Origin of the sequence: Clostridium sp. UBA1056 (genome assembly GCA_002316385.1) — a bacterium.
Taxonomy (GTDB): Bacteria; Bacillota; Clostridia; order Clostridiales; family Clostridiaceae; genus Clostridium_J.
This window is the reverse complement of sequence record DCDL01000003.1, coordinates 1-14,928: the sequence shown is the minus strand read 5'-3', so window position 1 is coordinate 14,928 and position 14,928 is coordinate 1. Positions and strand designations below refer to the sequence as shown.

The window sequence follows — 14,928 nt, the reverse complement described above, 5'->3', positions numbered from 1 at the left end:
CCGACGACTCTTACTATTCTACTAGATAATTTCTTATCTGTCAACAACTTTTTTTAAGAAGTTTTTTCTTAAGTTTTTGTTGTTTGTTGCCGCATCTCTTAGCGACATGGATTATCTTATCATGATTTGTCATTACACAAACCATATAATATAATCTCTATATGAAATTATATTTATATATCTTTTATTTTCAATAAAATACTATGTTTTTCTAATATTGATACACTAGGAAAAGTATTCTTTAATTTAATCTAATTATTTAATTTTCTATTGTATTTAACTCATTGTGCTAGTTAAAAGTACTAACAATACACCTATTACTTCTTTATCTTTTAATATCTTTAATGCAATTATTTAAATGATAATACTCTTCACATTACATGAATGAAGCAACTATTTAAAAAGTTAAAAAGCTATATATAGAACTATTTAACTTTTTAAATAGTTCTATATATAAATATTTATATATTTTTATAGTTAAAATTTCCCTACAGTCAGTAGTATCTCAAGTGATTTTCTGTATAGGGACTATATACTTACTAACATGATATGCTACATTTACTAAATTAAATAATCAAAAGATTTTTTTCTAATTATAGATGAAAGACATTAGAACTACTATTATAGTTATTGGTATTCATTAAATAAAAATAGAGATGTCCTAAAATAATTCACTAAACTCTATGAAATGTTGAGCATGTATTTTAATATATAAGTGCATTTTCAACATCAATTTAAAATTTAGCTTATTTTAAGACAACTCCATAATAAGTTATATATTAACTAAATTTATTTGCCTGTAGTTAATATATAGGTTTTAATAAAGTTTATACATTAAATTTGTTTTCAATCCTAGATTATACTATGGAGTATTAATGAATTTTATTTGTTAGAACTTATATATACTTATTTATTATTCCTATAAAATATAACATGATCTCTCCATTTTCCATTTATGTGTAGATATTCTTTGCACACACCTAGTTCGCTAAATCCACATGACTTTAGAACTCTTTGTGATTTTTCATTATCTACTAAAGTTGTAGCTTCTATTCTATGAAGTCCTAAATCTTCATAAGCATATCCTACAACTAGACTAACAGCTTCTTTCATATATCCATTCCCCTGGTATTGTTCATCCATAGAATATCCTATAAATGCACTCTTAAATACACCTTGTACTATATTATATATTCGTATTCTTCCTATCATTTTCTCATCTTTATATATACCAAAGTGAGCTCCTTCCCCTTTAATAAACTCTTTATAATTTTCTATTAGTGATTGCTTTTGAACTTCTATTGTATAAAAGCTTTCATCTCTGTGTGGTTCAAATTTAGATAGAAAGTTTTTATTTCTTGTATAATAATCTAATAGTATTCCAGCATCTTCAGCATTGAGAACTCTTATGCTTATTCTATCTCCCTGAATTGCTAGCTCTTTCTTATATGAATTATTATAAAATTCTTCTTCTACTATTCCAAATAACAAGCTACCTTCATATTTAAACTTTGCTATAATACTATCTGATATATAGCCTTCCAATTGAAATCCTAAGTTTGTAAAGGGAGTTAAACTTATTTTTTCATCACATATAATATTTACTTTATGAAAACCTTTGTTTTTTATTAAATTGTTTAACATTAACTTTATGGCATCTTGTAATGTTTTATTAGCATCTTTTCCACTTTTATAAAACTTCAATTTTATTATTACAACTTTATTATCATCATCTAAATCCAAGATTACAAATCTTCCTACTGTAATTCCAGATGAATCTCTTATTATATACTTATTTGATTCATAAGTCGCATTATTAATACTTACTGCTCTTTCACTGCTCAACTTTATTACCTCCCATTTTGAAAACATTATAGTTTCCTCTATATATTAAGAATATAAATAATATAGAAATACTTAAGCTTATTGGTATTAAATAAAAGGTTTTTGTTGTACCTATAATATCATTTAATCTTCCCATGAGCAGATTTAAAATCATACTTATAGTGCTTGATAATGTTAGAATTAACCCCGTAATATATGAACTATTGTCTTTAAAAACTTTACCAATAGTAGCTACTACTGTAGGATACGCTATTGCAAAAAATAACCCTGCTATGCATATTAAGATAAGAGCACTATGTCCAACACTTAAAGCAATTACTAATAATATAACTGCAACTGTTAAAGAATATAAAACTGCTTGTAAGTAACCTAATTTTTCAGCTACAAACCCACCTAGTAATCTTCCTATTGTAAGTAAAAAGAAAAATGCTGACAAGAACATAGCTCCTCTACTACTAGTAAAGTTATAGCTTTCCATTAGAAAATTAACTATCCAATTAGACATCCCCATCTCTGCAAATACATATGTTCCTAGTCCTATGGCATATATATACATATACTTTTCTTTAAAAGCTAGTGATATATTAACTTTACTTTCTTCTTTAGTAATATTAAATTTAGGAATTTTTATAAAGAAAAATATTATTAATACTGCAATAAAAATCATAGCTATCCCAAAGAATATATTTCTCCAATCTATTCCATTATCTAGAAGACTTCCAATTGCAAATTGTCCTACAGTAGATCCAAATCCATAAAAACAATGAGCTGAATTCATCATTATTGCTTGAAAGGTAATAAATAATACTGGTATTAGAGTATTTACTCCAATCATCACAAACGCAATACCAACATTTATTAAGAACATCCCAATTAATAGTATTGTATAAGTTTTAGAAAAAGCTACTACTAAGACAGATGATACAATAGTAAAAAGTCCAGCACCAATTACCTTTCTCTGTCCAAACTTTTCACATAGTATCCCACCTACATAAGTAAATATTATGTATCCTAAAGAACATACTGATAAAAGCATGCCCATACTTGTATTATTAGTATTAAAAGTCTCCTTAAATACAGGGACAAATATTCCCTTAGTGTTATCGACTATGGCAATTACGGCCATAATAATAAATATAAATATTGTTATGGCAAGGCTTTTGTTTTTTTTCAACAATCTCACTCCTTTTCCAATGATATTATATCATAATTAACATATATTTTATTGGATTGAATTCGTTATTTTTCATACCATCGAAGCAATATCATTAGTTTTTTTCATTATAAATTATTTCTTCTTCACTAGAATTATTCCTTTTGTTATACTTAACATTATGAATAATAGGATATAAATTTTCTTAATTTATATATACTTAAACTGCTCTAATATTTTCAATCATTATAATTATAAAAATAAACTACTATATAGCTTTAATTTATTAATTAATATATAAAGAAGGTGTAACTATGAATAAGAACAATATAAATAAACTTAATCTATTTTTTATGGGATTACAAAATAGATTTAATGAAAACATATCAATTTTTAAGCATATCAATGTAGAATTCGTATCTGGTTTAAAGTCTTTTAAAGGTGAAGCTACTTTAAATGGTGCAGAACTAACTTATAACTTTAATGGTGTTACAAAGAAACTATCTATAGAAAATTTCTTTCATAATATACTTGAACAATGCTTAAACTATGAGGGTTTATCCCTTACATATAGTGAAAGAGGAGAAGTCCTTCTAATAACTGCAGACAATAAAAATGTAACTATGAAGACTATTGATGTAGGTAATTCAAATTTCACTAACGAAGATAATAAAATAAATAAAGAAACCATGCATAATGTTAGTACTTCAACCTTACTAAACCGTAATTACTATATAAAAGTAGGTGAAGCTGATAATCTATTAAAAGAAATAGGTATTATGAGCAAAGAAGGTAAAATAAAAAATGATAAAATAAGAAAATATAATCAAATAGATCATTATGTTGAACTACTTGAAGGTATACTAGATGAACTTCCTAAAAATAAAGTTATTAATATATTAGATTGTGGATGTGGCAAATCCTACTTATCCTTTGTTCTAAACTACTATTTAACTGAGGTTAAAAAGCGAAAATGTCATTTTATTGGTTTAGATTATTCAGAAACTGTAATAGATACCTCTAAAAATATGGCTAAAAACCTTGGATATAGAAACATGGAATTTCATGCTGTTGATATAAAAGATTATAATCCTGATAAGAAAATAAATGTGGTGATCTCTCTACATGCTTGTGATACTGCAACAGATATGGCATTAGCTCTAGGAATAAAAATTGAGTCAGATATAATAATTGCAGTACCATGTTGCCATAGGGAAATACTAAATCAATATTCATACCCGCCATTTAAAAGTATCCTTGATCATGGAGTATTTAAGTCAAGGATGGCTGACATATTAACCGATGGTATGAGATCTTTAATGCTTAAAGCAAAGGGTTATAAAGTTTCTGTGGTAGAATATATATCACCTCTTGAAACGCCTAAAAATTTAATGATTAGAGCTATTAAAGAAAAGGATGAAGATATGGATGCTATGAGCGAATATATGAGTATGATGAGTAGCTTAAATGTGTATCCAGCTTTATATGATTTTTTAAATCAGTGGTAATATTAATCCTTTAATTATAAAAAGAACTTAAGAATTATTTAATAAGTTATAATTCTTAAGTTCTTTTTTCCTAGTAAAAATTTATTATTTAATATATGGATTAATCAATAACCATATATTGCTATTAACTGCATTAATGCACCTATGTTGACATATCTTATTATCTATGCTTAATTTAAACTATAGGATATATTATCCTTAACTTCATATATATTAACAATATATAAAGCTTGTCTAAAATGAAAGGGGATAGTCTCATGGTAAAAAAAGAAGAAATAAAAGGAAGAGTCAACGAGTTAATACCTGAGCTCATAGAATCTATAAAGGAAGCTGTAAGTTTTAGAAGCGTTATAGATGAAGATGATCCTAATTATGTATTTGGTAAAAATATAGATGATTGTCTAAAAAGCACTTTAAAACTATGTGAATCTTTAGGTTTCAAAACTTACTATGATAAGGATGGTTATTATGGCTATGCAGAAGTTGGTGAAGGTGAAGAATTAGTTGGAGTTTTAGGCCACTTAGATGTAGTTCCTGAGGGAGATTTAAACTCTTGGACATACCCTCCATATGAATTAACCATAGTTGATGATAAAATATATGGAAGAGGAACTCAAGATGATAAAGGACCTACTATAGCTTGTATATATGCAGTAAAAGCTTTATTAGACTTAGGAATAAAATTTAATAAAAGAATAAGATTTATATTTGGAACTGACGAAGAAAATCTTTGGAGAGGTATTAATAAGTATAAAGAGAATGGTGAAGAAATTCCTACTATGGGAATAACTCCTGATAGTGAGTTCTTCTGTATAAATGCAGAAAAGGGCTTACTTCAATCAACTTTAACTTGCAAAAAAAGTTCTGATTTAATTCTAAGTGCTGGAAATGCATTTAACTCAGTCCCTGACAATGCTACCTACACAGAAACTTCTGAAGAAATCAATTCTTTAAAAGATATATTAGATAGTTTAAATTATAAATATACCTTAAATGAAAACTCTATTTCAGTAATTGGAAAAGGTGTTCACTCTGCAGATAGTGCTGAAGGTATAAATGCCATTTCTAGACTTGCTATAGCTTTAGAGAAAATGGGCTCTACTTCTAACTCAATAAAATTCATAGCTAATGTTATTGGAGAAGATGTTGCTATTAAAAATCTAGTACCTACCTGTGAAGATGTATCTGGCAAACTAACTGTAAATGTAGGTAAAATTGATTTAAATGAAGATACAGAAACTATCTCTTTAGATATTAGGATTCCTGTTACTTATAAAAAAGAAGATATAGTTAATCCTATAAAGGAAAAAGCTTTAGAATATGGTTTAGAATATAATGAATTTGATTGGATGGATTCTATATATGTTCCTGCTGATCATTTCTTAATTAAAACATTAAAGGAAGTATATGATGAGGAAACTGGATATAATGGAGTACCTGAATCATCTGGTGGAGCTACTTATGCTAGAGCCATAGATAACTGTGTAGCCTTTGGTATGGTATTCCCTACATCAGAAAAAACAGAACATCAGCCTAATGAATTTATAACTATGCATGATTTAGTTAAAGCTACAGAGATTTACGCTTTAGCATTATACAAATTAGTTAAGTAAATATATTTATTTATAATTAAAATCCGTCAATATTAAAATACTTGACGGATTTTTTATATAGCTTAAAACTATAAATTTTGAATATATAATTTTTATATTAGCTTTATACTATATTGTTTATGGTTAAACTTCTTTAAGTAAGTCATTTATTACTTCTCCACCAATTATCATTCCTGCTACTGGTGGTACAAAAGATATACTACCTGGTATCTGCCTTTTTATTGCACATTTTTTGCTTCCACCTGTACACACACATCCTGTTTTACAAGTAACCACATCTTCTTGCTTTGGCTTTGTAGGTATTTCTTCAGAATAAACTACTTTAAGAGATTTAATATCTCTTTTTCTAAGTTCATATCTCATAACTTTAGCAAGTGGACATACTTTAGTATCATATATATCTACAATTTTAAATTGTGTAGGATCAAATTTATTTCCTGTTCCCATAGAACACATTATTTTTATACCTTTTTCATTACAATACTCTACTAGCGCAATTTTAGCTGATACAGTATCTATAGCATCTACTACATAGTCGATATCATCAGTAATTATTTCTGGAATATTTTCTTTAGTAACAAAAACTTGATGAGTTATAACATTACACTTTTTATTAATCGAAAGAACCCTATCTTTCATAGCTTCAACCTTTACTTTTCCTACAGTATCATAGGTTGCATGAATTTGTCTATTTAGATTAGTTAAACAAATAGTATCATCATCAACTAAAACAATAGTTCCAACGCCTGCTCTTACTAAAGCTTCCACTGTAAAACTTCCTACTCCACCTATTCCAAATACTATAACTTTACTATCTCTTAATTTATTTAAACCATCTTTTCCTATTAACAACTCTGTTCTTGATAATGAATGTTGTAACATTTTTGCATCTCCTTAATATGTGGTATTTATTATATAACCTTAAAGATATTTTTAACTAATCATCTCAAATTATAAATAAACACGTAAATTTTTATTACTTGAACATATCAATTTTATATTCTTTACTAATATAATTCAACTATGTATTTATGTATTTATATAAAATATTCTCCAGATCACACTGAACCTTTTTAAACTAAAAAAAGCTAAACTCTAAAAAGTATAATTACTTTCTTAGGGTTTAGCCTTTTATTTAGATAAGATATAAATAAGTTTTACCTTTAATTTACCTTAGCTTAATTCGTGAACAAATATTCCACTTCTTAATTTTGGTTCAAACCAAGTTGATTTAGGAGGCATAACTTCTCCAGCATCAGCAATGTTCATAAGCTCTTCTATGCTTGTTGGGTTCATAGAGAAAGCAACCTTCATGCCTTCAGCTACTCTTCTTTCAAGCTCTTTAAGACCTCTTATTCCACCAACAAAATCTATTCTATCACTCGTTCTTGGATCTTCTATAGCAAGTATTGGTCTTAGAAGGTTTTCTTGTAGTATAGATACATCTAAACTCTTAACTGGATCTTTTGAATCATAAGTTCCATCTAGAGCAGTTAACTTATACCACTTATTATCTAAATACATTCCAAAATGACCTTTTCCTTCTGGTCTGTATTGTCCTTCTCCTTTATACTCTTCTACTGAGAACTTCTCAGCAGCTTTCTTTAAGAACTCTTCGCTAGAATTTCCGTTTAAATCTTTTACTACTCTATTATAATCCATTACATATAAATCATCTGCTGGGAATATAACTGATAGGAAGAAGTTGAATTCTTCTTCGCCTGTGTAGTTAGGATTTGCTTCTCTTCTCATTTTACCAACTTTTACAGCAGAAGCTGCTCTGTGGTGACCATCAGCTATATAAAGATATTTAACAGATTTAAATAACTCTTCTAATCTCTTTACAGTTTCAGCGTCATCTATACCCCATACAATGTGAGATATTCCATCTTCAGAAACAAAGTTGTATTCTGGATCTTTAGCAGTCCATGTAGCAACTATTTCATCGATTTCTCCTACATTCTTGTATGTTAAGAATATTGGACCTGTATTTGCATTACAATAGTCAACGTGATTAATTCTATCTTGCTCTTTTTCCGCTCTAGTATGTTCATGCTTTTTGATTATATCGTTCATATAATCATCTATAGAAGTACATCCAACTATACCAGTTTGAACTCTTCCATCCATGATTTGTCTATAAATATACATGCTTGGAGCATTATCTTGAATATAAGTTCCATCTTCTCTCATTTTGTCTAAAGTTTTTCTAGCTGTTTTATAAACTATTTCATCATATTGATTAGTTTCTACTGGTAAATCAATTTGAGCCTTATCAACATGTAAGAAAGAGTAAGGATTTCCTTTAACCATTTCCCTTGCTTCTTCTGTGTTCATAACATCATAAGGAAGAGCTGCTACTTTATCAACTAACTCTTTTGTTGGTCTTATGCCTTTAAAAGGTCTTACAACTGCCATATTATTTCCTCCTACGTAATTAATATTATTTAAAGAAATCAAATATAGTTTGAACTATTTCTTCACCTATTCTTGTTTGAGCTTCTACTGTAGCTGCACCTATGTGTGGTGTAACTGATACTCTTGGATGGTTAACTAATTCTTCATTCTTAGTTGGTTCAACTTCGAATACGTCAATACCTGCACCTCTTAGTTTTCCGTTATTTAAAGCTTCAAGTAAAGCTGCTTCATCTACAACTCCACCTCTAGCACAGTTAATTAGTATAGCTCCATCTTTCATCATATCAAGTTGAGATTTGCTAATTGTAGCACCTTGCTCTTTTATAAATGGTATGTGAAGCGATACATAATCAGAATTAGCTAATACTTCTTCTAAAGTACCAAATTCATATTTATCATATCCTTCAGCTTTACCAAGGATGTCTGTGTACATAATTTTCATTCCTAATACTTCAGCTTTTTCAGCTAGGCATTTAGAAATTCTTCCGAATCCTATTAATCCTAAAGTTTTTCCGCTTAACTCAATACCTTCATATTTTTTCTTTTCCCATTTTCCTTCTCTCATAGTAACATTTGCAGTACTTACAAATCTAGAAACTGCAAACATATGAGCTAGTGCAAGTTCTGCAACTGATGCACTACTAGAGTTAGGAGTGTTAGCAACTCTTATTCCTTTTTCAGTAGCATATGCTACATCTATGTTATCTACACCTACTCCACCACGGATTACTAATTTTAATCTTCCTGTTTCACAAGCTTTATCTATTATTGGTTGTCTAACCTTTGTAGCACTTCTTACTACTACTACATCAAAGTTTTGTAAAGCTACTCCTAATTCCTCAGGCTCATAGAATTTTTCTATAACTTCATATCCATTATCCTTTAATGCCTGTACTCCACTTTTTTCCATGCCGTCAGTAACTAATACTCTTATCATGATTATACCCTCCTAAAATAAAATTAATTTATAATTAATTATCTAATGATTAGCTTTATTTAGTATAAGTAATAAACGTATACCTACTAAATCTATATTATTAATTGAAAATTAAGAAGGGAATTACCCCTTCTTAATTGTTTATGTTTATTATTCAAGTCCTAATATTTCATTAATGTTCTTTAATAACTCTTCAATTTCTGCTGGAGTAGTTTCTGCCATATGAGCTATTCTGAAAGTCTTGTCTTTTAACTTTCCATATCCATTAGAAATTTGATATCCTCTTTCTCCTAGAGCTTTATTTAAAGCTGCAACATCAATATTTCTAGTATTCTTTATGTTAGTTAAAGTGTTAGACATATATCTTTCATCTGGTAATATTTCAAAGTATTTTCTAGCCCATGCTCTAACAATTTCTCCACCTGCTATATGTCTTGCATATCTATTTTCAAGACCTTCTTTGTTTATTATCTTATCAAGTTGATATTCTAATGCAAACATGTGAGATAATGAAGGTGTTGAAGGATATTGATAGTCTTTCTTTTGAATGTATTCATATAATCCTAAAAGATCTAAGTATATTCCCCTATGTGGAACTTGTTTAGCTCTCTCTATAGCTTTCTTAGAGAAAGTACACATTGACATTCCTGGAGGAAGTCCTATAGCTTTTTGAGTCGATGTTATACAGATGTCAACTCCCCATTCATCTACTTTTAATTCTGTTCCTGCAGCTGAGCTTACAGTATCTAAGCAGAATACAACATCTGGATATTTTTTTACTACTTTAGCTATTTCATCTAGTGGGTTCATAACACCAGTTGAAGTTTCATTGTGAGTAACTGTTATTAAGTCATATTTTCCAGTTGCTAAAACTTCATCTACTTGTTCTGGAGTTGTTGGTTGACCCCATTCAACTTCATATAAGTCAGCTGGTACATTGTTAGCTACAGCCATTTCATACCATCTCTTACCAAAAGCACCTACAGCAAAAACTGCAGCTCTTTTAGCTGTGCATGAACGTATAGCACCTTCCATAAGTCCACTACCAGAAGTAGTTGAAAGTAATATTTCTTCCTTTGTATTGAAGATAACTCTCATGTAATCACTAATTTGTCTTTGTACTCTTGATGCCTCTTTGCTTCTGTGTCCTATCATAGGTGTAGCCATTTTTTCTAATACATCTGGTGCCACATCTACTGGACCTGGTATAAATAATCTCTTGTGCATGATTAACCCTCCTAAAATAAATGTAAACTTTATCATTTCCAATATTTGAATTGAAATCAATTACATTTTAACATTTTTCTATAGCTTTCTCAACTATATTAGATTAAATATTGGGATATATTATTACAATTTAAATTTCTATAAACATTCTGGGAATATAATCCTTAATTTAATCTAATATTTTCATATATCCTATCAGATACATCTTTATCACAGCATAATCTTACAAAGATAGAGCAATTATTACAACTTTTTTCTATCTGTATAAGTATTTTATCTGGATAATATGATATCTCATTATGGAATGAACAGTTTTGAGCAATTCTACTTTTAATCTCATTAAATACAATTAATTTAACACTCACTATACATCATAATAATATATCTTTTGCACTCTTCCCTATTTTATACCTACTACCCCTAAAATTAATAATCAAAACAATCTAAAACAGACTCAGTCTCTCTACAATATCTTACTGTTAAGCATTGACCTAAATTTCTAGGACACTTTTTACACATACAGTTAACTTCTTTTCCATCACACTTATTTTGCTTAAAGTCAGGACATTTTTCACAATTATAAACTACTATATCCATTACCATTTTTATTTCCTCTTTTCATTTTCAAATATTGTATTATTATTTGATCTACATAAATAAACTAATTTATAAAATAATATTAAGTATACCTTAAACCTCTACCTATAATTAATATAATTGTAATATAAATACTATATTTATAGCTAATAAAAATTGATATAATATATAAGTAAAGCCTTATGTATATTTAAAATATACACCTTTATTTTTCAGGTGTAAATAAATTCAAAGGAGTTGATTATTATAAAAGACTTTACCGCTAAAATTCCACTTCCATACAAGCTATTCTTATGTCTTAGTGGAATATTGATAATAGTATCTTTTCTTTTTAATTCACCAAGTGAAATAGTACTAGGTTTAAGAAATATAATCTTAAATCCAGATATCCTCATAACAGATTACATGGAAATCGGCGGTGTTGGTGCCACTTTTATAAACTGTGCACTTTTAATTATAGTCTATATTACCATGCTAATTTTCTTAAACGTTAAACCTTCTGGAACCATAATTGCAGGTGTATTTACAGTAAGTGGTTTTTCTCTATTCGGTAAAAACATTTTAAATATCTGGCCAATCATATTTGGTATTTGGTTATATTCTAGATTCCAGAAAGAAAGCTTTTCTAATTATATAGTTACTGCCCTTTTTGGAACCACTTTATCTCCAGCTCTAATTCAACTTGTAGGTGCTAATACTGTTCCCATCTATATCTCTATTCTAACTGGTATTCTTGTTAGCATTATAATAGGATTTTTGCTTCCACCTTTAGCTTCTGCTTGTATGAGAATACACCAAGGATATAGCCTTTATAATGTAGGTTTAGCTGCAGGGCTGATTGGTACAATATTAATGTCTTTACTTAGAGCTTTTGGAATTGACTTTCAAAGTAGACTTATATGGTCTACAGGCAACAATGTTCCTTTTATGATATTATTTTCGATAATTTTTTTAACTATGATAATTTTAGGTTTTCACTATAATGGTAATACCTTTAAGAATACTTTAAAAATCATGAGACACTCTGGTAGATTACTTACAGATTTTTATCTTATTTTTGGTGAGGGTATCACTTTGATAAATATGGGTATCCTAGGTCTATTTTCAATGTTTTTAGTAGTTCTAGTAAATGGTGACTTGAATGGTCCTACTTTAGGTGGTATATTAACTATTGTTGGGTTTGGAGCCTTTGGTAAGCATCTAAAAAATATAATTCCTATAATGCTTGGTATAATATTATGTACCTTCTTTAACATTTGGAAAATAAACTCACCTAGTGTTATCCTAAGTCTACTCTTTGGTACAACATTAGCTCCAATTGCAGGTTCTTTTGGATGGCTATGGGGAGTAATTGCAGGAGTTTTACATGCTTGCTTAGTAATGAATATTACATACTTACATGGTGGAATGATTCTATATAATAATGGTTTCTCTGGAGGCCTTGTATGTATGTTCTTACTACCATTAATTTCTGCATTTAGAAAGGAATATTAATTATGAAACACTTACGTCAAAGAAATATAAAAATACTTAGTGAGCTAACTAGCTACTTAGTTAGAATTGGCTGTAGTGACCTACACATAGATTTTAATACTAAGGGTGATATTACCTATATCAGTTTTACCAGTGTAAATCCTGATATTAGTGAAAAAACTCTTAAAGATTTGATTAATCAACTAAATATGCCAAGGAGACAAGATATTGAAGAATATTATTGGGCTCTTAATGGCGATGATGACTTTACTTCTGAGCTGAGCTTAGTTGGAATGATGACAGATTCAGTTGATGTGAATTATACTGATAATGTATTAAAAATTAATTTAACTAGACTAAAATAGTATTCTAATAGTTTTACAAATTGTATTATGAAAAAATAAGTATAGGTAAACTTTGTTGTCTATACATTATTTTTTTTGAATATTAATTTATCTCTTTATATCTTTAGCTAATAGGGCTACTCCAATGGCTCCAGCAAACATGTAAAACATATAGTTCCACCTTTTATCAAAATCTTTAATTAATTTTCTATATAAATAAAATATCTTTAAAAGAGCCCAACATATACGTTGAGCAATGAAAAGGAAAATATTATGTTTTAGAAATTATTTAAATATCTGATTACAATAATATATTATCATATTGATGCCACTTATAGATTTTGAATTTTAAATAGTATTAATATCTTCTATTATAGAGTTAAATAGATAACAATACTTCTACAGGATTATTAAGCTCTATAAAGTTCTCACCCACATTACACTCATAAGCAAATACATCAACACCATTACTCTTAGCAAATCTCAAAGCATCAGAAAAAGCTTTATCCATTTTTTCATTAGGTCTAAATGTAATTATATTCTCCATCTGAATTAAAAATAGGACTCCTGCACCTTTACCCGAGTTTTTAACTTCTATTAACTCTAAGAGATGCTTACGACCTCTATCTGTAGGTGCATCTGGAAACATACTATGTCCATCTTCCTCTAAAGTTACACCCTTAACTTCTAAGAAATATTCCTCTCCGTTATCATTAGTTAACTTAAAATCAAATCTACTATTACCAAAGGTTTTCTCCCTACATATAGTTGTATAGCTTTCTAAGCCATTAATCTTCTTATTTATTAATGCTTCTTCCACTATTTTGTTTGGAGCTTGAGAATCTATATTTATTAGCTTTCCATTCTTATATCCACCAATTAAGCTAAATCTAGTCTTTCTATTAACTCCATTCTCCGCTCTTATTAAAACCCTACACCCAGGAATCAGAATCTCTCTACATCTTCCTGTATTAGGTACATGAACTAATTCTTCTTTACCATCTATAATCACATATCCCTGAAACCTATTAGGCCTTCTCACGAATTCGACAACTTTAGTTTCTTTATCAAATATCATCGTTTATCCTCCATACTTATCTAAAGCTTATGATACGCTTTTATTTAATAATATTTATCCACATATGAGTAACCCTCTTTAAAATTTATCCACTTATAATTCTAATATGCTATTGCTTATATAAATTTATAAGCTTTTATCCACAACTTTATTTAGTTATACTACATTGAAATAAATTTAATATAAAAAGTAGTATGTAATGATCAGATTATTTATAATAGACCTACCATTTGATTTTTTGTCTTGTTTTATTAAATATTTTCATATAAATTCTTCTTTCCAATAAATATATAATAAAATATCATAACCATAATATTTTATTATATCATAAAAAACCTCCCGTTTTCACAAACAGAAGGTTTTTCTATCTATATTTTCTGGGGTGGACGATGGGACTCGAACCCACGACAACCAGAACCACAATCTGGCGCTCTACCAACTGAACTACGTCCACCATATTTGGAGCGGGTGAAGGGAATCGAACCCTCGTAACTAGCTTGGAAGGCTAGCACTCTACCATTGAGTTACACCCGCGTATTGGAGCGGAAGACGAGATTCGAACTCGCGACGTTCACCTTGGCAAGGTGACGCTCTACCACTGAGCCACTCCCGCATAATTAAAAACTTCTTTTTATACATAAAAATAACTGAATAACAATATCTGTGCTTATCTAACTTAGCCCATATCTAATTCAGTATATTAATTTATCATATTGGTGGCTCACCGGGGGATCG

General features: G+C 28.9%; 12 protein-coding genes and 3 tRNA genes. 4 read left to right on the top strand and 11 right to left on the bottom strand.

The genetic code is table 11. The annotated features are described in order from the left end of the window. Positions 1–906: 906 nt before the first annotated feature. The gene (locus tag B3W71_RS01045) at positions 907–1,845 is read right to left on the bottom strand and encodes a GNAT family protein (protein ID WP_346887088.1); all 939 of its coding nucleotides are present in this window, start codon (positions 1,843–1,845) and stop codon (positions 907–909) included. Further along, entirely contained in the window at positions 1,835–3,019 is a 1,185-nt protein-coding gene (locus B3W71_RS01040; RefSeq protein ID WP_346887087.1) for an MFS transporter, read from the bottom strand. The genes B3W71_RS01045 and B3W71_RS01040 overlap by 11 nt, the downstream gene beginning before the upstream one ends. Before the next feature lie 293 nt (positions 3,020–3,312). Here B3W71_RS01040 and B3W71_RS01035 point away from each other — a divergent pair, with 293 nt between their 5' ends. Together B3W71_RS01035 and B3W71_RS01030 are read left to right on the top strand one after the other, a co-directional pair. Then, positions 3,313–4,506: an SAM-dependent methyltransferase gene (locus B3W71_RS01035; RefSeq protein ID WP_346887086.1), complete on the top strand. Its 1,194-nt coding sequence runs from the start codon at positions 3,313–3,315 to the stop codon at positions 4,504–4,506. Between the two features lie 257 nt (positions 4,507–4,763). Then, a complete protein-coding gene (locus tag B3W71_RS01030; protein WP_346887085.1) occupies positions 4,764–6,119 on the top strand; it encodes a M20 family metallopeptidase in 1,356 nt (451 codons plus the stop codon). A 123-nt stretch (positions 6,120–6,242) separates the two neighbouring features. Here B3W71_RS01030 and B3W71_RS01025 read toward each other — a convergent pair whose 3' ends face one another. From B3W71_RS01025 to B3W71_RS01005, 5 genes are all read right to left on the bottom strand, one after another. Beyond that, positions 6,243–7,001, bottom strand: a complete 759-nt coding sequence (locus B3W71_RS01025) for a tRNA threonylcarbamoyladenosine dehydratase (RefSeq protein ID WP_346887084.1) — start codon at positions 6,999–7,001, stop codon at positions 6,243–6,245. Positions 7,002–7,292: 291 nt separating this feature from the next. After that, on the bottom strand, positions 7,293–8,537 hold the full coding sequence (locus B3W71_RS01020) for a DUF1015 domain-containing protein (protein WP_346887083.1): 1,245 nt from the start codon (positions 8,535–8,537) through the stop codon (positions 7,293–7,295). Between the two features lie 25 nt (positions 8,538–8,562). After that, positions 8,563–9,474: a D-2-hydroxyacid dehydrogenase gene (locus tag B3W71_RS01015; protein ID WP_346887082.1), complete on the bottom strand. Its 912-nt coding sequence runs from the start codon at positions 9,472–9,474 to the stop codon at positions 8,563–8,565. Between the two features lie 150 nt (positions 9,475–9,624). Then, on the bottom strand, positions 9,625–10,701 hold the full coding sequence (locus B3W71_RS01010; RefSeq protein WP_346887081.1) for an alanine--glyoxylate aminotransferase family protein: 1,077 nt from the start codon (positions 10,699–10,701) through the stop codon (positions 9,625–9,627). A 426-nt stretch (positions 10,702–11,127) separates the two neighbouring features. Then, entirely contained in the window at positions 11,128–11,304 is a 177-nt protein-coding gene (locus tag B3W71_RS01005) for a hypothetical protein (RefSeq protein ID WP_346887080.1), read from the bottom strand. 231 nt (positions 11,305–11,535) lie between these two features. Between B3W71_RS01005 and B3W71_RS01000 the strand changes: the two genes are divergently transcribed. Both B3W71_RS01000 and B3W71_RS00995 read left to right on the top strand, forming a co-directional pair. Further along, positions 11,536–12,792, top strand: a complete 1,257-nt coding sequence (locus tag B3W71_RS01000) for a DUF1576 domain-containing protein (RefSeq protein ID WP_346887079.1) — start codon at positions 11,536–11,538, stop codon at positions 12,790–12,792. Positions 12,793–12,794: 2 nt separating this feature from the next. Beyond that, positions 12,795–13,136: a hypothetical protein gene (locus B3W71_RS00995; protein WP_346887078.1), complete on the top strand. Its 342-nt coding sequence runs from the start codon at positions 12,795–12,797 to the stop codon at positions 13,134–13,136. Positions 13,137–13,494: 358 nt separating this feature from the next. Here B3W71_RS00995 and sfsA read toward each other — a convergent pair whose 3' ends face one another. The 4 genes from sfsA to B3W71_RS00975 all read right to left on the bottom strand — a co-directional run bounded on the left by sfsA (position 13,495) and on the right by B3W71_RS00975 (position 14,806). Continuing rightward, positions 13,495–14,193 (bottom strand): DNA/RNA nuclease SfsA, encoded by a 699-nt coding sequence (gene sfsA / locus B3W71_RS00990; protein ID WP_346887077.1) that lies wholly within the window; start codon positions 14,191–14,193, stop codon positions 13,495–13,497. 378 nt (positions 14,194–14,571) lie between these two features. After that, a tRNA-His gene (locus B3W71_RS00985) sits at positions 14,572–14,647 on the bottom strand. A 6-nt stretch (positions 14,648–14,653) separates the two neighbouring features. Continuing rightward, positions 14,654–14,727, bottom strand: a tRNA-Gly gene (locus B3W71_RS00980). Positions 14,728–14,731: 4 nt separating this feature from the next. Further along, positions 14,732–14,806, bottom strand: a tRNA-Gly gene (locus B3W71_RS00975). Positions 14,807–14,928: the final 122 nt, after the last annotated feature.

Coding starts and splice junctions, on each gene's coding strand:
- B3W71_RS01035 (WP_346887086.1), top strand. CDS start 3,313: ATGAATAAGAACAATATAAATAAACTTAATCTATTTTTTATGGGATTA.
- B3W71_RS01030 (WP_346887085.1), top strand. CDS start 4,764: ATGGTAAAAAAAGAAGAAATAAAAGGAAGAGTCAACGAGTTAATACCT.
- B3W71_RS01025 (WP_346887084.1), bottom strand. CDS start 7,001: ATGTTACAACATTCATTATCAAGAACAGAGTTGTTAATAGGAAAAGAT.
- B3W71_RS01020 (WP_346887083.1), bottom strand. CDS start 8,537: ATGGCAGTTGTAAGACCTTTTAAAGGCATAAGACCAACAAAAGAGTTA.
- B3W71_RS01015 (WP_346887082.1), bottom strand. CDS start 9,474: ATGATAAGAGTATTAGTTACTGACGGCATGGAAAAAAGTGGAGTACAG.
- B3W71_RS01010 (WP_346887081.1), bottom strand. CDS start 10,701: ATGCACAAGAGATTATTTATACCAGGTCCAGTAGATGTGGCACCAGAT.
- B3W71_RS01005 (WP_346887080.1), bottom strand. CDS start 11,304: ATGGTAATGGATATAGTAGTTTATAATTGTGAAAAATGTCCTGACTTT.
- B3W71_RS00995 (WP_346887078.1), top strand. CDS start 12,795: ATGAAACACTTACGTCAAAGAAATATAAAAATACTTAGTGAGCTAACT.
- sfsA (WP_346887077.1), bottom strand. CDS start 14,193: ATGATATTTGATAAAGAAACTAAAGTTGTCGAATTCGTGAGAAGGCCT.